Here is a 17,647-nt window from a genome sequence, read left to right on the forward strand (position 1 = left end):
TTTGAACCGGCGTAGCCCTCAAAAAGACTTCTAAAAATTAAATCGAATTAATTTTTAGAAGTCTTTGGGCTTTTAGTCAGTATCTTATTTAAACTTTTTTCTATCGTCGCCTTATCTGTTTCCGACTTTGCCAACTTCAGTGCTTTTTTTAGATGTTCACCGGCCTTTTCATTATCCACATCGGTATATAAATGACCCAGCAGGGAATAATACAAATGATTATCCACCAGCTTTAGTTTTTCAGCTTCAGCAATAGCAGCCGGTTTGCCGTTTGCTTTGGCAAGCGCATATGTGCGGTTCAGCGCCGCCATTGGCGAGTATTCAATTATAAGCAGCTTGTTATACAGTTGCAAAACACCTTCCCATTTTTCAGTTGTATCGTTACGATTGGTATGCCACCAGGCTATACCGGCTTCAAGATGGTATTTTGATACTTCGTTGCCTTCAGCGGCGGCATTTAAATAATACTTTCCTCTTTTTATCAGATCATTATCCCAAAGGTTGATATCCTGGTCTTCGTATAAAACCTGTTCGCCATGCTGATTTATCCTGGCCTCAAATCTTGATGCTTGGAAACACATCAAGGCCAGTAAGGCATTTACCATGGGTTTATTTGTAGCCTCATTTGCAGTAAGCAAATAGTTGAGGCGCATAGCTTCAACACAAAGCTCTTTCCGCAAACTTGTATTTTGCGAGATAGAATAATAACCTTCATTAAATAGCAGGTATAAGGTAGTTAATACAGTTTCAAGCCTTTTATCAATCTCCGCGCTTGCGGGGAAAGCAATCTTCACATTTTCTTCCCGTAATTTTCCCTTCGCCCTGGTAAGGCGTTTATTAATGGTTTCTTTATTACTTAAAAAAGCATTCGCAATCTCCTCGATCCCAAAACCGCAAAGGATCCGTAACGACAAACCAATCTGTGCTTCGGCAGGTATAGAAGGGTGGCAAATGGCAAACATCATTTGCAGCTGGCTGTCAATTATATTATTGTCAGACAAGTCGATGTCTATCTCATGCAATTCGGCGTTACTATACCTGATCTCTGTTGTAATCTTTTCGGCAAACAGCTTGTTGCGCCTTAAATAGTCACGGGCCTTATTTTTTGCTACCGTGTAAAGCCATGCCACCGGGTTTTCGGGCAAGCCTTTAATGCTCCATGTTTCTGAGGCCAGTAAAAAGGTATCGCTGGCAATGTCTTCGGCAATCTCTATGTGCTCAAAACCAAATAGCTTACCCAGTACAGCCGTAATTTTACTAAACTCTGTTCTAAATAAATGCGGGATCAATTCCTGTTGTTCCATAATGAAAAAAGCCTCTGCAATAATACAAAGGCTTAAGTAAAAAGTTTAAATATCGAACACTGAATATTGAACGCTGAAGTCAGTCATTATTCATCATTCGATATTTATTTAACTTACATTGGGTTAATGTCCCGTACTTCTACATTCCCGTCAAATTCAAAAATCGGGCAGCCTTTTGCTATCTCAACAGCTTCATCGTACGATTCAGCATTGATAATAGAATACCCACCTATTAATTCTTTAATTTCGGTGTAAGGGCCGTCTGTAACCACATTGTTTGGCCTTACTACTTTACCTTCTGAACCCAGACGGTTGCCCTGGCTGGTTAATTTGTTTTGGGCAGCAATCCCGCCGATCCAATCCATCCATTTTTTGGTGACAGCCTGCAATTCTTCCGGAGAACCAGTTGGCTGGTTCTTAAAATCGTTTCTGTAAACTAAAAGAAAATCTTTCATGATGCTTAGTGTTTTAATGTTTATACCCCAATGACGATTGACGTTTTAAGGACAGGACAAATGATAAAAATTTATTTTCGAAACCTTTCGCCTTTTACCTTTCAGCTTTCACCTCCCCCTCAAAATACCCTGCAAAGCAGCCCCTTCAAATATTCGCCCTCCGGGAATGATGCCCTTACTGGATGATCTTCCGGCTGGCAAAACTGGTGAATAAACTGAACCTGCTTCCCCGCATCCAAAGCAGCCCATGCAAGCACCTGTTTAAAGGTTTCCATGTCCATAGCGCCTGAGCAGGAATAAGTTGCCAGTAAGCCGCCCTTATTCAGCAGCAGCATACCCAGACGGTTCAGGTCTTTATAAGCACGGGATGCTTTATCCAGGGCAGACCGTGATGGCGCGTATTTTGGCGGATCAAGTACCACAATATCAAAAAGCTCACCCTCCTCCCTGAATTTACGAAGCTGTTTATTTACATCAGATGCTATGGTTGTTACTTTATCAGCATCAAACTTATTCAGCAGCACATTTTCTTTTAAGGTATCAATTGCCAGTACAGAGCTGTCAACAGCGGTAACTGCAGCAGCGCCGTTTTGGAGACTGTTTAAGGTAAAGCCACCGGTATAACTAAAGCAATCCAGCACCTTTTTCCCTTTTGAATATGCAGCCACAATTTTGCGGTTATCTCGCTGATCGCAATAAAACCCGGATTTTTGCCCTTCGGCTATATTTATGTTATACTTAATTCCGTTTTCAATAACCTCAACCCTTTCAGGCGGGTGATTGCCTGCGAGCACAATATTTTGCGTTTGTAATCCTTCGTGGTTCCTGGATGATGCATCACTTTTATCAAAAATACTTTCGGGCTTTAACAAACGCTGCAACTCTTCGATAATACAAGGCATCATTTTTTCAATACCTGAAGTCAGCACCTGTACGGCCAGGTGATCGGCATATTTATCAACTATTAGTCCGGGCAGGTAATCAGATTCACTGAATATTAAACGGCAGGTATTGGTTATTCCATCCGCTAAAAGCTCATTACGGCCTGCAACGGCTATAGCTACCTTTTCTTTAAACCATTGTTCATCAACGGCTACAGATTCATCCCACTCCAGCAAACGCAGCGCAACCCTTGATTGATCGTTATAAAAACCATAGGCCATAAAACCGCCTTTGGCATCAATCAGTTTTACAATATCACCATTTGCAGGTTTCCCATTTACCTTTTCAATGGCGCCCGAAAACACCCAGGGGTGACGGTGTAAAACTGCTTTTTCTTTACCCTTTTTTAATATAACCTCAATCATGTGTGCAAAGGTAGAAAATCAGTTGGCAGTTTTAAGTTGGCAGGAGGCAGTAATTCAATTGACCTGGACGGAGTTTTTTTACGAGGCTTCTAATCCCTCCAACTTCCTGATACTTTTATAACAGATATAAAGTGGGATAATCCCGAAAACGCCGAAGCAGCAATCTATCAATCGCCAGTAAACGGGGATCTGCCGGATAGGCCCGGCAATAAATGCCAGCGGTAAAACCATTGCGCAGGCAATCATCCCAAACTGAATTACCCAAATGTTTTTTACCGGATCTTTTAGCGGACCAATAAACGCGGTAGCAATAACTATATGGCCGAAAGCCAGCCAATCGGTCCCATAACTTAAATAAGGATAGCGGGTATTAGTATCTTTGACTGCAGCATAAATAGTTTCAACCCAATGTGCCATAAATGCAGGGAATATGGACGAATGATTCACCATAAAGGCCAGCTCTGTTTCAATAGGGAATGCTGTAACCCCGCTTAGTACCAGGCCAATAATAAAGATCAATACCCAAATCCTGATCCGTTTCTGTAATTGCTGCTCATTCATCAGGTGTTATATATTTTAAATTATAAAGAGCGAAGCCTCTAATTTAAAAAGATCTCATCCATAAACGCCCATTCCGGCCCTTTTTTTACCGAGTCCCAGGATGGCAGGTTTTGGATGTTTTTTGCTATGATCTTTAAGCAGGTAACTGGTTTAGCTGTATTTAACTTACAATCAATGCCCATTGCCATTGCCGGATCATCCTTTTTGGCAGCAGGTGGTATTACATTGCTAAGTAATTTCATATGGTTGATGTCTGCACCACCCCAAATCTCAATCCCGATAGGTAAAAAGATCTGGCTGCCTAAATTCCGTAAACAATTTATGGTGATGGTATGCAGGTCAACCGGTTTGGCAAACTGCATGTAGATCTCTATGTTTTTTTGAGCGCCTATCCATTTACCGTTGCCAAAATTTGTACCGCCAAGGTCCTTATCTATTAGTGATTTAGCGCCATCAGCACTGTATTTTGTATTAGGAGGGGCTATAAAGCTGATGCTATCAGGCGTGTAGGTACTTTTAAATACATTAAACTGTACCACATCGCTGCTAAGCCAGCCGGACTTATATGCTTTTACCTTTACGCCTGTATTTTGGCTAAGCTCAAGGCCCGGTTTATAGATGGCGGATTTTACGCTGTCGGGATTAGTGCCATCGGTTGTATAACGCAGCTCAACGCCTTTTATAGGGTGACTTAACTGCAATGGGATGGATTTAGCAAATACCAGCGTGGTGTTTTTTAACTGAGGGTCATTTAGCTTAATAGGTTTGCCATCATCCTTAAAGCTCTTTATAAATTCAATGTTTTTGCTGTGCTTTTGCAGATTCTGTACTTCGGCATCAGTTAAACCGGTATCCCACAGGGTAATTTTTGTGAGGCCTTTTATAGCGCTAATCTGTTTAACAGCTGCTGCATTAAGTGGTGTTCCTGCAAGCGAGATCATTTTTAAATATTTGAGCTTTGCAAGTTCTTTTAAACCACTTCCGGTAATATCAGTAAAATTCAGATTCAGGACGTGCAGGTTTTCAAATTGCGCAATGGTTTTCAACTCAGCATCTTTTACAGGCATCTTGCTTACATCAAGGGATACCACCTGTTGCTTTATCGCGCTCAACTCTTCTAACGCTTTGGGTTGATAGGTGCTTTTATTATAAATATTCACTCCCAATGCCGGTGATTCTTTTGCAAGCGGATAGATAACCCGGTAATTATTATTCAGTTTTTTGATGAGCTTGTCGTCTGCGGCAGCAAAATCATATTTCTCTTCTGTTTCTTCGGCCGGTTTTAAATAGGTTGATGCAATTAACCTTAACGAATCATGAACAGGCAGATCGATCACCTTTTTCTTAAAATCTGCATTTTCTTTTACCCAAAGGTAAAGCATGTTCAATTCATCCGGCGTTAGTTGCGGTTTGCCGGACGGCGGCATATGTTTTTTATCTTCTGCAACAAGGTGAATGCGTTGCAATAGCAAGCTGATCTGCGGTTGCCCGGGAACAATCAGCTTTCCATCCTTACCCCCTTTTAAAATTGATTTTTCGTCTATCAGCATCAGCCCCCCTTTTGTTTTATCGGGGTTGTGGCAGCTGATACACTTGCTTTCAAATATGGGTTGGATCACATCCCTATAAACCAGCGCTTTATCAACCGGGACTAATTTTTTTTCGGGATGCCAAACCGGGGCTAATACAAAGTTATCGCCATGGGTAAGGTCGGCACCGAAATGACCTGCAAGTACAAGTGACAGCACGACAACAGCAGCTCCTGATCTTGCAACTTTCACATTGTACCACCCGGCACTGCGGCACCAGTAAATTATTGTCGACACAAAAACAACACCTGCCCCAAGCCATTTGTGCCATTGCAGGGTGCTGCCCTCATAACCAGGCTCTTTTGATAAAAACAGGCCCATAATTGCTGTAAATGCAGCAAAAATTGCCCCTGTTAACCACAAATAGGTAGTAAAATCGTGGTATAGCTTTTCTGTGCTGAACCTTTCTTTAAACCTGAAAAATTCCAGCATCATAGCCATTATCAACACCACAATAGGGAAATGAAGTATCAGCGGGTGCAACCGCCCAACCGGCTGTAGCCATTGCGGAATAACTATGCCCGAACCGAATACAAGAAAAAAGATGATAAAAATATTAAGGGCAAATAACAAATTCTCCACAAAACTTTTGTGCTTGCTTTTTATCATCTAATATGAATAGTTTAAATTTTTAGTTCTATAGATTTATTAAATCTCTGCGTTTCTCAGTGTATTTCTCTCTGTGAACTTTGTGGTTACAAAAATAACCACAGAGGTCACGAAGCAACCGCAGAGAGCGCAAAGTTTGTATATAATGTCTTACACCCTTGTAAACTTATAAGGATAAACCTTGCCCGATGCCCATTGCGCCACATACAAATTCTCGTCATTATCAACCAGTACATCATGCGGGTTTAAAAAGATCTTTTCGGCTTGTGCCATGGGTTGTAATACGCCGTCTTTGTATATAGGTTCGGTACCACCAAGGTTTGATACTACCTTGTTATTCTTATCCAAAATAGTAGTAAAGCCGGAGTTTTCTTTACCCAAATCAGGCGAGCGCAGTACCGCAGCATATAAATGATCGCCCTTTATTACCGGGCGGCATACACATGCTCCTGGAAGTTTTATTACTTCCATCAGCTTGCCATCCATACTAAAGCGTTTAAAGCAATTACGGGTACGATCAGTAATCAGCAGGGTTGGCGTTGGGTTGCGCCTGTCAATTACAATTCCGTGTGCATTATCCAAATGCTCGTCGCCATCGCCGCGCCCGCCAAAAAAATGTTTCAGCTTTCCGTTTTTATCATAATGCATTATGTATTGCGATCCGTAACCATCAGCAATAAAGAAATCGCCATTGGTATCAACGGTGGTTTCAGTCGGGATAAAATCTTCGGGCTTTTTATAGACACCTGTTTCAAGCGGAACATCAATGGTCATCAGGATCTTACCATCCATGGTGGTTTTATAAACCTGGTGCTTTACGGTATCTGTTATAAACAAAAACTCGGCGCCATTTTCATTAACCAAAGTAAGGCCGTGCGCTCCAGGAAATTCGTGTCCCCAGGTGTCCAGCAACTTGCCTGATTTATTATAGATAAGCACATTGTTCTTGGTTTCATTAGTAAGCAGCAAGATCCTGCCTTTTGAATCCTGAACCATCTCGTGGCAATCGTTCACCGGGTTTTTCATCGGATCGGCTTTGCTCCAATCCTTATCCATACGGTAGCGCATATTACCATGCCCGTAAATTGGGCCGTCATTTTTTGCCAACAGATCTTTTGCTATAAAAAAGCTGCCGGTGAATACGGCTGACTGCTTGATGAATTTTCTTCTTTCCATATTTTTTTTGATCTTTTTTTGTCTGAACCATGATTTACCTGATTTCAGGATTTCCTGATGCTTGTCTAGTCTTACATCATGTCAATCCTTTAATCCTACGAATCATGGTTCAAAAACTACGACAATATCCCCTTTACCACGTTCCCGGCAACATCTGTTAACCTGTATCTGCGGCCCTGGCTTTTAAAAGTTAATTTTTTATGATCGAGTCCTAATTGGTTTAATATGGTTGCATGAAAATCATGCACGTGAACCGGGTCTTTAACAATATTATACCCAAACTCATCCGATTCGCCATAAACTATCCCGGGCTTTATGCCTCCGCCTGCCATCCAGATACTGAAACAGCGCGGGTGGTGATCTCTACCGTAGTTTGCTTTTTCCAACTTACCCTGGCTATAGTTGGTGCGGCCAAATTCGCCGCCCCAAATTACTAAAGTTTCGTCAAGCAGGCCGCGTTGTTTAAGGTCAGTAATCAATGCTGCCGATGCCTGGTCAACATCCTTTGCCTGGCCAGCCATTTCCTGCGGCAGGTTGCTGTGCTGATCCCATCCCTGGTGATAAAGTTGCACAAAACGCACTCCATTTTCGGAGAGCTTGCGCGCCAAAAGGCAGTTGGCGGCATAGGTACCCGGCACCAGGCAATCCGGTCCGTACATTTTTATAATATCGTCTGATTCTTTGGAAACATCCATAATTTCAGGCACGGCAGATTGCATCCGGTAAGCCATTTCGTATTGCTGTACTTTGGCTGAGATCTCCGGGTCGCCAAATTCTTTATAGCTGATATCGTTCAATTCCGCCAGCTTATCCAGCATTTTGCGGCGTTCGCGCCTGTCAATGCCGGGCTGATCATTCAGGTAAAGCACCGGGCTTTCGCTGCTGCTAAACTGCACGCCCTGGTGAATGGAATCTAAAAAGCCATTGCTCCAAAGCTTTGAATACACCCCCTGCCCGTTGCCTTTGCCTTTTGAAAGCAAAACGGTAAAAGCAGGAAGGTTTTTATTTTCGCTGCCCAAGCCATAGCTCACCCACGATCCCATGCTTGGGCGATTACCTTGCTGCGCCCCGGTCTGAAAAAAGGTTAAAGCGGGATCATGATTAATGGCTTCGGTATACATTGATCTGATGATACAAATATCATCGGCAATTTTACCTATGTGCGGAAACAGATCACTAATCCATGCTTTTGATTCACCGTACTGTTTAAAATCATAAAACGAGCCTATCAGCGGAAAATGGGCCTGGTTGGCAGTCATCCCGGTAAGGATCTGGTTACCGCGAACTGACGGCGGTAAATCCTGCCCCATCATTTCCCTTAGCTTCGGCTTATAATCAAATGATTCCAGCTGTGAGGGCGCTCCATCCTGGAAAAGGTAGATCACCCGTTTAGCCTTTGGCGCAAAATTGGGGATACCCGGGATAAAATCGGCTTCACTTTCGGAACCGCTGCCACTAAAAAGATCAGGAATAAGCAGCGAGCCCAGGGCAATGCTCCCTATCCCAAGGCTTAATCTCGAGAGAAACCTGCGCCTGTTTATATTTAGGCGATGCTCTAAAATATCTTTTTCCATTGCCATCAGGTTTTTGTAATCGCTTCCTCTAAGTTATAAATTGTATCAACTGTTTTCATCATAGCGGCAAGCATAACTTTATCTATGTTTTGAGGAATAGGATACTCGCCTACGCTCAGCACTTTTTGCGCATCCTTTTTATTTAATGTTTTAAGCTGATCGTTATAATAACCGGTTAAGATCCCCAGCTCCTTTTCATTTGGCGTCCGGCACATAATCAGTCGGAAAGCTTTTTTGATCTTGTCATTTGCATTGCTGTTGTCGCTTAATAACTTAGCTGCTAAAACCCGCGCAGCTTCCAGCACAGTGGGATCATTCTCCATTAGTAATGCTTGTAAGGGCGTGTTGGTACGTAATCTTTTCACCTCGCATTGATCGCGGTTGCTGGCGTCAAATATGGCCATTTCAACAGGGGGAACGGTACGCTTTATCAGCGTGTACATACCGCGACGGTAAAGGTCGGGCCCATGAACCTGTTTATAGCTGGCCAAAAGCCCCCGACCGGATGTAGCATTTTCCCAAAGACCGGGTGGCTGGTATGGGTTTACGCTCGGGCCGCCAATGGTTTTAGTTAACAACCCGCTGCTTGCTAGCACCAAATCTCTCACTAACTCTGCAGGCAAGCGGTAACGCGGACCACGGGTTAACAAGGTATTATCCGGATCGATCTTTGTTTTATCCGGAGTGATTACTGCTGATTGCCGATAGGTGGCAGACATCACCATTTGTTTTACAAGCCGTTTCATATCCCAGCCATGATTCATAAAATCAACAGCCAGCCAGTCCAATAGTTCAGGATGTGAAGGCAGGTCGCCCTGCATCCCAAAATCGCCAGCGCTTTTTACAATGCCTTTGCCAAATAGCTCCTGCCAGGTTTGGTTTACAAATACCCGGGCCGTGAGCGGGTTCCTTTTATCAAAAAGCCATTCAGCCAAACCAAGCCTGTTTTTTGGCAACGAATTATCAAAAGGCAATATTGATCTTGGTGTTCCCGGCTCAACCTCATCACCGCGTGTATCATAGTTGCCGCGCCTTAGGATGTATGTTTTACGGTAAACTTCGCTATCTCCCATTACAGAAACGATGAGCTTGCCGGTATCCTGCTTGTTTATAAATTTCAAAATGCCTTTCACATCATCATTGGTTACCTGCATCAATGGCCTTTTGGCATAAGTTTCGGGTCCGCCAACTGTAGATTGCAATCCCGGCTCTTTCACGCTGTTAAAAAACGAAAAAAGCTGGTAATACTCCTTTTGCGAAAAAGGATCGTATTTATGATCATGGCAATGCGCACATTCGATTGTAACGCCCAGCAGCGCTTTGCCAAAGGTGTTGGTGCGGTCGGTAACATAGGCAACACGGTATTCTTCCTGTATTACCCCGCCTTCTTCAGTTATTTTGTGATTGCGGTTAAACCCGGTTGCTAACAATTGTTCCTTTGTGCCGTTAGGCATTAGGTCGCCGGCTAGCTGCCAGGATATAAATTTGTTGTAGGGCAGATTTTCGTTATAAGCATGGATCACCCAATCCCTCCAGGGCCATTGCGTACGGTAATTATCGTCCTGGTAACCATGCGAATCAGCATAACGGGCAACATCCATCCAGTGCAAAGCCATCTTCTCGCCATAGGCAGGGCTTTTCATTAGCTCATCAACTATCTTATTATATGCATCCGGACTTTTATCAGCCAAAAACCTGTTTTGCATTTCAAGGCTGGGTGGCAAGCCTGTCAAATCAAGGCTTACACGTTTTAAAAGATGCTCTTTATCTGCCTCAGGGTTTGGCTTAACTCCGTATTGTTCCTGCTTTTTCAGTATAAAGTTATCTATTGGGTTTTTAGGCCATTCTTTGTCCTTAACTTCGGGAACAGGCCATGATTTTGGTGCTACAAAAGCCCAGTGTTTCTCGTATTTGGCACCCTGCTTGATCCATTTTTTTACCAGGTCAACCTCATGAGGGGTTAAGCGCTTTAGATTTGAATTTGCCGGGGGCATAATCTCAGAAGTATCATTGGTTGATACCCGCCTGAATAGTTCAGACATCTCCGGGCTACCCGGAACTAAAACATGCGCTCCCGGATTGTCCTTTAATGCTTTAAATGCGCTCTCCGGTTTATCCAGCCTTAAGCCTGCCTGCCTTTTACTGGCATCAGGGCCATGGCATTTATAACACTTATCAGAAAGAATAGGGCGAATGTTAAAATTATAGCTTATGGTATCAGGAATCTGATCCTCAATATTTGATGCAGCGTTATTACAGGCATTAAACATGGCCGCAATACATCCCGCGCACAAGATCCATAGTAAATATAATTTACATCGCATATCAAAAGTAGTAATGTCCGTACAATTGGTTTATAAAAGCTAAAATTAAACAAATAATTATAAAAATAGCATAAATACTTTTTTACCTAAGTGTATTGAGACAAGTTTTTTACAAGATGGCCTAAAATTTCATTATTGATGGTTTATAAATTAAATTTGATTTAACGATTGCTAACACCTTATCAACATGACTAATAACAACGACGAAATGCCCGACCAGCCATTAAGTAATGATCCTGAAGAAAACCTGCGAATAGAAAATGAATTGCTGCGTTTGAAATTGCAGGCTGAACTTGGTGGTCAATCACATAGTTCAGGCAATCTTCCCCCCGAACTTGAGAATGAATTTCTCAAAAACATATTCGCGTTTGAACAGAATTACGCCAAGGCCAATCGAATTAAAATTTATGACCTGTTAGGCAAGCCCGGATTTAAAAAGACCGGAGATTTAGATGATAGCACAATTGAGGCAGCCCTGGAGGATGTGATCAACCTATTAGCGCAAAAAAATATTGTAGTGCATTTTGATGAAGAATGTGACAGCCGTACACGGTACCATTTTATTACTGAAGAGCTTTTTGAAAAAGAAACCGATGATTTTAAGATTCCGGGGATGACCACAAATTTTGATTATGAAGAGTTTCACCCCAATCATAAAAAAGACATTCAAAACCGGGCAATTGAATTTTTATCCGAATGGTTTAAGCAAAGTTTTGATGAAAACAGCTGGGAGCTTGCAGACCATTTTATACTACCCGACAGAAGAGTATTAAGCAAAAAAGATATTGTAGCCCAACTGAAAAATATTTTTGATGCTTATAAGGCTTTTACCAACGAAGACTTTTTTATTAAAGAAGTGAAATTTGAACTGAATGAAAACGGTGGATTAGGCCATGCTGAAGGCGGTGTAAAATATGATGCTATTTTGGAAAGCGGAGAAACGATAGTTATTCAGGGAGGGTTTAAATTATACCTATCCAATGAAAATGGTTGGTGGAGCATTTTCCACATCGTGTTTCCAGGTTTTAAATATTAATTTATTTTCCGGACGGTAATCAGTGCTTTATCACCTTGCTTTACTACCAGGTTATAGTCTTTTCCATTGTTTGGGCTTATTCTAGCAGCCAAAGTATTTGGCGACGACATTAAAAAGAAGCTGCTATTACTGGTAAAATACATCCGCTCAAAATTGCCATTACCACGTGCTGACAGTTGCAGCTCATCATTTTTACGAATAATTTTAATTTTTAGGGCGGGTTGATCACTTTGGTATTCGCCGATGTATTGATTCGTTAGTGTATCTGGCAGTTTAACCAGTTTCCGTACTTCCGGATTATAAAACCCCTTCCAATTGTAAGCCATAGCCACACTATTTACCAGTTCATCTAATATTTTATCATTATCTGAATTGATAAGGATCACAACACCATTCTCTGTATTAAAACTGCCATAATAGATGCTGCGGTAACCCATATTTGCACCGGTATGCGTAAAATACTTTTCACCGCCTTTCTCTTTAATAAAGACCCCCAATGCCGCATCCGAGCCTTCAAGCACTGGTGTTATCATCTCGTTGGCCATCTTTTTGTTTAAAAAACCGCCTTCTTCTCTAAGTGATCGCTGCAGGGCCAGGATAAATTTGGCGTAATCGGTAGGGTTTGTCCATAAACCATCAGGCGCCTGTTCAGGGTAAATATAATACTTGCCAGGCATCTCCTTTTTGTTGATGTCATAAGCCACAGCAAAATTTTTATAGTGTACGGGTAAAGGTTGTACAAAAGTGCTGCCTGTCATACCCAAGGGTTGCAATACTGTCGTTCTAATCAATCCGACATAGTCAGCATTGATATTATCTACCAGGATCTTTTTTGTAACCAATGTTCCGCCGCCGGAATATTGTTTCGTGGTGCCTGGGATCAATACAGGTTTTACGGCATCACTATTTGCAGGAAGCTTTCCATCCAATATCTCATTAATAATCGGCAGCCGGTCTTCTTTTTCATATCCCTTAAATCCACCGGTACTTAAACCTGCAGTGTGGCTTAGCAGGTTCTTTAATGTTATTGTTTTTCCTTTTGAAAAGTCGTTATCCGGGAAAGTCCAGGTCTTCAACGATGTGCGAATGTCTTTGTCCAAATCCAATTTACCATCCTGGGCCAGTTTAATAATACAAAGCGCATTGATAGATTTGCTGATAGATGCCGCCTGGTAAAGGGTGTGTGGATCTGCTTTGCGGTTATCGGTTACATCAGCTAGCCCGTAAGCTTTCGCCCATGCTATCTTACCATTATTGATCACAGCTATTGATACCGAAGGAATATTATAATAATGCATTCGTTCCTCAATATTAAAATGCTTTGAAACACTATCCGCAAAAATAATTTCCGCATTGGGCGTCAGACCATTTTCAACCGCTCTGATCTTTTGAACCGGTGACGGGTTTTGTGCACGAACGGAAGACATGGCAGCTAAAAAGAAAAGTAACAGCGCAGGGATCTTTGTTTTCATATCAATTATTTAGGGTGTTAGTCGCCTAAATAGCTGTTGAGGTTTCAGGTTACGGTAAATATTTTTAAAGGATCGCTAAAAAGGACTCGATTGGTATTTAAGCCGATTGTTTGACTCGATTTAATAATTAGGATTAATACCAGGAGTAAATAATGCTAAACATCATTTACTATTCTTTTTATCCAGCAACTCCCTTAACTTAACAAACGAATTATAGGGGCCTATAGCCATGGTGGCATTAACAAGCCATGACGGGATATTGCCGCCCGGATCAACACTAAAAGTATAGTCGACTTTTAATTTATTGTCATTGGCCTGGGTTACTTTCCATTTTGCTAATGAATATGGAACACGGACAAATTTTTTATTTTGCGGCAGATATTCAGGAAGGCTTTTTGCCTGGATCTCTAAAATTTCGGGACCTGAATTAATATCAAGCTGCACAACCAGGTCGCGGTCTTTAATGGGCCATGGTAAGCGTGATTCGGTATAATAAATTATTTTATGCGGATTCAGGCTTTTTAATATTTCCGACTTTTTATTCGAGTATACCCAATCGTTATAATTGCCAATATCCTGTAATGTACTGATCAACTGCGCCTTTGTTGCATCCAGCTCACAAACAACCCTCAATTCCTTTAAATTCCCGGTTGCAGGTTTGCGGGTATAAACGGCTATCCCATTTTCATTTTTTTTAAGCTCCCAGCTCCCCTGCGCAATTACGGCAGAAAATACAAAGAAGAATATATTTAACAGGATCAGTTTCTTTTTCATGAATATCAAGGCGTTATAAATATAAGCTACTAATACTCATTATTTGATAAAACAGTATACCCTATGGGATATAAATTAGCTAACATTTGTTTGCGAAATCTGTAAAAGCAAAAAGCGCCCCTAAACCTGGAAGCGCTTTTGTTTAACATTTCTTATTATAGTCCTACCTCACAAAGGCCATCGCCACACCACCATCTACATTCAAAACATTTCCGGTTGACTTATTAAGCAAACCGCCAACCAAGGCAAAGCAGGCATTGGCAATATCTTCCGGCAATATGATCTCATTCAACAATGTTCTTTTGGCATAGTAGGCCGGCAATTCTTCAACGGTTACACCATAGGCTTTTGCACGCCCGGCGGCCCAATCGCCTGCCCAGATCTTACTATCAGATATAACAGCATCAGGGTTAACCACGTTTACGCGGATATTATCTTTACCCAGTTCGGCAGCGTTTAACCTGCTGAGGTGTAATTGCGCAGCCTTTGCCGATCCATAGCCTGCATTATTAGGCCCCGATACCAGCGCATTTTTACTTACAATGTTTATTACATCACCCCCTGTATCCTGCTTGCGCATAACTTCGACTCCCGCCTGGGTAACCATAAACTGGCCCTTTACCAATACATCGTAAAGCAGGTCCCAATCTTTTTCCGTATGATCTTCAATTGGTTTTGAGATGGATAGCCCGGCACAGTTCACCACAAGGTCAACTCCCGCAAATGCTAAAACAGCAGCTTCGTAAGCTTTATTAATAGCGGCCTTATCAGTCACGTCCATTAATGCTGTGGTGTAAACATCTTTGCCATACTGTTTCAAAAACTCTTCGTTTGCATGCGCTAAACGGTCTGCATCATTGTCATTGATTACTACACAGGCACCTTCATCAGCAAACTTTTTGGCTATGGCTTTACCTATTCCGCCGGCGCTGCCTGTTACCAGGGCAACCCGGCCCGAAAGTGATTTTGGCTTTGGCATACGCTGCAGCTTGGCTTCTTCAAGTAACCAATACTCAATATTAAAAGCTTCCTGGCGTGGCAATGAGGTATATTCGGAGATAGCCTCTGCGCCCTTCATTACATTAATAGCATTGATGTAAAATTCGGCAGCAACGCGGGCTGTTTGCTTATCCTTCGCAAAGGTAAACATGCCGATCCCCGGATAAAGGATAACCACCGGATTGGCATCGCGCATTGCAGGGCTGTTTGGATGCTTGCAGCTTTCGTAATACGCTGCATACATCTTGCGGTAAGCTTCGAAGGCCGGAGTCAGCTTTTCTTTTATTGCTTTGGTATCGCTTAAATCATCCTCAGCCTTAAGTTCCAAAACCAGCGGACTAATCTTCGTTCTTAAAAAATGATCGGGGCAGCTGGTGCCCATTGGGGCCAATCTATTCAAATCGTTCGAGTTGGTAAATTCAAGCACGCGGCTATCATCCGTAAAATGACCAATCATGCGTACATTGCCAGAGCAAAAACCACGTAGTATTGGCGCTATCGAGATAGCCTGTTTTCTGCGGATGTCAATATCGGAACTGGTAAGCTTGATACCACCAAATACTGGTCCTTTTTTGCCGTAGTTTTTCTCCAAATATTCTGCGCTTTGCTCAATTACCTCAAGGGTGTTCATATAGCTTTCGTAAGCCGTATCGCCCCAGGTAAATAAACCATGCGAGCCAAGCATTATCCCCCTTATGCCGGGGTTTTCATCAAGGCATTGTTTTAGTTGCAGGCCCAGGTCGAAACCCGGCCTTTGCCATTCAACCCAGCCAATAGTTCCTTTAAACAGCTCCTGCGTTATTTTTTTACCCTCTTTTGCTGCCGCGATAGCAATTGCAGCATCCGGATGCAGGTGATCAATATGTTTGAAGGGTAAAAAGCCATGCAGCGGCGTATCTATTGATGGTGCTTTTGAACTCAGGTCAAAAATGCAATGGTTAAAAAGCTCCACCATTTCGTCTTCATGTTCAATGCCGCGGTAAACATTGGTAAGGCTGCGCAGGCGGTTAACATACAGTGCCGCAAGGCCGCTTTTCTTTAATGTACCCAAGTCGCCGCCTGATCCTTTTACCCACATTACTTCGGTATCCGCACCTGTTAAGGGATCTTTTGCTGTAACCTTGCAAGATGTATTGCCGCCTCCATAATTGGTGAGCCGCAGATCTGCGCCCAAAAGATTTGAACGGTAAATAAGCAATGCCACTTCATCGCCCGCAAGCGCTGCCGCTTTGGCATCATCCCATAAATAGCTTACATGCTTAAAATTTGTTTCTCTGACAGACATATTGTTTTTATTAGGAGAATCAGGAAGTCAAGAGCCAGGAATCAAGAAAGAATAAACGCTCTTATCTTGATTCTTGACCTCTTGATTCTTGCATCTCATTTTACTTAATAGCGTTCCCGTATCCTACTACAAGAACTGATAATATAATTACAGCTATCCCAAGAATAACTGTGTTAAAAGCTTTTTTGCTCACCCCTTTCCATTCCTTTAAAATCAGTCCCCAAATATTAGCTATGAGGATGATAAAAGCCATGTGAAGGATCCATGAGCTGGCACCGTTACCAAGCCTGCTTTCGCCCATTCCATAAAAAAAGAACTGCAAAAACCAGGTTGTTCCGGCAAGGGCCGAAAATAAATAATTTTTAAGCAATGGCGTTTTCGGATTTGTATAATCGCCAAAGGTCTTGTTGCGCGCATTCAGGATCATACACCATATAAAATTGGTGGTGAGGCCGCCCCAAAGCACTACAATATAAATCACATTGTTCCGGAACAGGAAGTTGCCCTGGGCTGGGTGCGCTGTTACCCAAATGGTATTTGCCGTATCAGCCATTGATTTACCGGCTTCCAAGCCAAAATTAAAACAGGCGCTTAAAATACCTGATACAATGGCTACAAAGATTCCCAAGCCAAAACGGTAATCTTTATTTTCAGCTTTTGCAGAACTATTTTTGGCGAGGTCTGCCTCCTTCATAGTGCCCGCCTTACCGCAAATAATTATACCGATAACGCAAATTGCTATGCCAAGCAATACCATTTGGCCCCAATGCGAAGTAAGCAGCATGGTGAAAGTATCTTTACCCTCCTTTGGAAAAAAGTTATAATAAACTGACGGCACCAGCGACCCAAAAACCGCACAAAGACCCAGGATAATGGTGCTACCCAATGATACACCCAGGTATCGTACACCAAGCCCATAGGTCAATCCACCAATGCCCCATAAAAGGCCCATTAGGTAGGTCCAGCCTAAAACATCAAAGCCTGTGCTTTTTATGATCTCAACAAAACCAGGAATAGTAAGCCAGGCTGCCAGCGGCGGCACTATAAGCCACGAAAATATGCCCCCAACTATCCAGAAGCTTTCCCAGGCCCAGCCCTTAACTTTTTTATAAGGGATGTAAAAGCTCCCCGAAGCAAAGCCCCCGAGGAAGTGAAAAAAAACGCCAAAGATTATGCCCATAA

General features: G+C 42.5%; 13 protein-coding genes. 1 reads left to right on the plus strand and 12 read right to left on the minus strand.

What is annotated here, in order from left to right:
- Positions 1-47: 47 nt before the first annotated feature.
- The 8 genes from BUE31_RS10960 to BUE31_RS10995 all read right to left on the minus strand — a co-directional run bounded on the left by BUE31_RS10960 (position 48) and on the right by BUE31_RS10995 (position 10,899).
- Positions 48-1,304, minus strand: a complete 1,257-nt coding sequence (locus BUE31_RS10960; RefSeq protein WP_073403383.1) for an RNA polymerase sigma factor — start codon at positions 1,302-1,304, stop codon at positions 48-50.
- Positions 1,305-1,417: 113 nt separating this feature from the next.
- The gene (locus BUE31_RS10965) at positions 1,418-1,759 is read right to left on the minus strand and encodes a YciI family protein (protein ID WP_073403385.1); all 342 of its coding nucleotides are present in this window, start codon (positions 1,757-1,759) and stop codon (positions 1,418-1,420) included.
- 119 nt (positions 1,760-1,878) lie between these two features.
- Positions 1,879-3,066, minus strand: a complete 1,188-nt coding sequence (locus BUE31_RS10970) for a class I SAM-dependent rRNA methyltransferase (RefSeq protein ID WP_073403387.1) — start codon at positions 3,064-3,066, stop codon at positions 1,879-1,881.
- Positions 3,067-3,144: 78 nt separating this feature from the next.
- Entirely contained in the window at positions 3,145-3,627 is a 483-nt protein-coding gene (locus BUE31_RS10975; protein WP_073403389.1) for a hypothetical protein, read from the minus strand.
- Positions 3,628-3,665: 38 nt separating this feature from the next.
- The gene (locus tag BUE31_RS10980) at positions 3,666-5,825 is read right to left on the minus strand and encodes a c-type cytochrome domain-containing protein (RefSeq protein WP_083619688.1); all 2,160 of its coding nucleotides are present in this window, start codon (positions 5,823-5,825) and stop codon (positions 3,666-3,668) included.
- A gap of 150 nt (positions 5,826-5,975) precedes the next feature.
- Positions 5,976-7,001, minus strand: coding sequence for an NHL repeat-containing protein (locus tag BUE31_RS10985; RefSeq protein WP_073403391.1), 1,026 nt, complete (start codon positions 6,999-7,001; stop codon positions 5,976-5,978).
- Between the two features lie 116 nt (positions 7,002-7,117).
- Positions 7,118-8,575 (minus strand): DUF1501 domain-containing protein, encoded by a 1,458-nt coding sequence (locus BUE31_RS10990; RefSeq protein ID WP_073404233.1) that lies wholly within the window; start codon positions 8,573-8,575, stop codon positions 7,118-7,120.
- A 5-nt stretch (positions 8,576-8,580) separates the two neighbouring features.
- Positions 8,581-10,899 carry a PSD1 and planctomycete cytochrome C domain-containing protein gene (locus BUE31_RS10995; protein ID WP_073403393.1) on the minus strand — a complete coding sequence of 773 codons (2,319 nt, stop codon included), beginning with the start codon at positions 10,897-10,899 and terminating at the stop codon, positions 8,581-8,583.
- 187 nt (positions 10,900-11,086) lie between these two features.
- Here BUE31_RS10995 and BUE31_RS11000 point away from each other — a divergent pair, with 187 nt between their 5' ends.
- Complete coding sequence (locus BUE31_RS11000) at positions 11,087-11,935, plus strand: hypothetical protein (protein ID WP_073403395.1); 849 nt, start codon at positions 11,087-11,089, stop codon at positions 11,933-11,935.
- On the opposite strand, the gene BUE31_RS11005 is transcribed toward BUE31_RS11000, so the two are convergent.
- The 4 genes from BUE31_RS11005 to rhaT all read right to left on the minus strand — a co-directional run bounded on the left by BUE31_RS11005 (position 11,932) and on the right by rhaT (position 17,645).
- A complete protein-coding gene (locus BUE31_RS11005) occupies positions 11,932-13,407 on the minus strand; it encodes a serine hydrolase domain-containing protein (RefSeq protein ID WP_073403397.1) in 1,476 nt (491 codons plus the stop codon). The two genes, BUE31_RS11000 and BUE31_RS11005, sit on opposite strands and share 4 nt — an antisense overlap.
- Positions 13,408-13,569: 162 nt before the next feature.
- Positions 13,570-14,181: an START domain-containing protein gene (locus BUE31_RS11010; RefSeq protein ID WP_073403399.1), complete on the minus strand. Its 612-nt coding sequence runs from the start codon at positions 14,179-14,181 to the stop codon at positions 13,570-13,572.
- 163 nt (positions 14,182-14,344) lie between these two features.
- The gene (locus BUE31_RS11015) at positions 14,345-16,465 is read right to left on the minus strand and encodes a bifunctional aldolase/short-chain dehydrogenase (RefSeq protein ID WP_073403401.1); all 2,121 of its coding nucleotides are present in this window, start codon (positions 16,463-16,465) and stop codon (positions 14,345-14,347) included.
- A gap of 100 nt (positions 16,466-16,565) precedes the next feature.
- Entirely contained in the window at positions 16,566-17,645 is a 1,080-nt protein-coding gene (rhaT, locus tag BUE31_RS11020; protein WP_073403402.1) for an L-rhamnose/proton symporter RhaT, read from the minus strand.
- Positions 17,646-17,647: the final 2 nt, after the last annotated feature.

It is taken from the genome of Mucilaginibacter sp. OK098 (assembly GCF_900142915.1).
GTDB lineage: Bacteria > Bacteroidota > Bacteroidia > Sphingobacteriales > Sphingobacteriaceae > Mucilaginibacter.

Coding starts and splice junctions, on each gene's coding strand:
- BUE31_RS10960 (WP_073403383.1), bottom strand. CDS start 1,304: ATGGAACAACAGGAATTGATCCCGCATTTATTTAGAACAGAGTTTAGT.
- BUE31_RS11010 (WP_073403399.1), bottom strand. CDS start 14,181: ATGAAAAAGAAACTGATCCTGTTAAATATATTCTTCTTTGTATTTTCT.
- BUE31_RS10995 (WP_073403393.1), bottom strand. CDS start 10,899: ATGCGATGTAAATTATATTTACTATGGATCTTGTGCGCGGGATGTATT.
- BUE31_RS11005 (WP_073403397.1), bottom strand. CDS start 13,407: ATGAAAACAAAGATCCCTGCGCTGTTACTTTTCTTTTTAGCTGCCATG.
- BUE31_RS10980 (WP_083619688.1), bottom strand. CDS start 5,825: ATGATAAAAAGCAAGCACAAAAGTTTTGTGGAGAATTTGTTATTTGCC.
- BUE31_RS10985 (WP_073403391.1), bottom strand. CDS start 7,001: ATGGAAAGAAGAAAATTCATCAAGCAGTCAGCCGTATTCACCGGCAGC.
- BUE31_RS10990 (WP_073404233.1), bottom strand. CDS start 8,575: ATGGAAAAAGATATTTTAGAGCATCGCCTAAATATAAACAGGCGCAGG.
- BUE31_RS11000 (WP_073403395.1), top strand. CDS start 11,087: ATGACTAATAACAACGACGAAATGCCCGACCAGCCATTAAGTAATGAT.
- BUE31_RS10975 (WP_073403389.1), bottom strand. CDS start 3,627: ATGAATGAGCAGCAATTACAGAAACGGATCAGGATTTGGGTATTGATC.
- BUE31_RS11015 (WP_073403401.1), bottom strand. CDS start 16,465: ATGTCTGTCAGAGAAACAAATTTTAAGCATGTAAGCTATTTATGGGAT.
- BUE31_RS10965 (WP_073403385.1), bottom strand. CDS start 1,759: ATGAAAGATTTTCTTTTAGTTTACAGAAACGATTTTAAGAACCAGCCA.
- BUE31_RS10970 (WP_073403387.1), bottom strand. CDS start 3,066: ATGATTGAGGTTATATTAAAAAAGGGTAAAGAAAAAGCAGTTTTACAC.
- rhaT (WP_073403402.1), bottom strand. CDS start 17,645: ATGGGCATAATCTTTGGCGTTTTTTTTCACTTCCTCGGGGGCTTTGCT.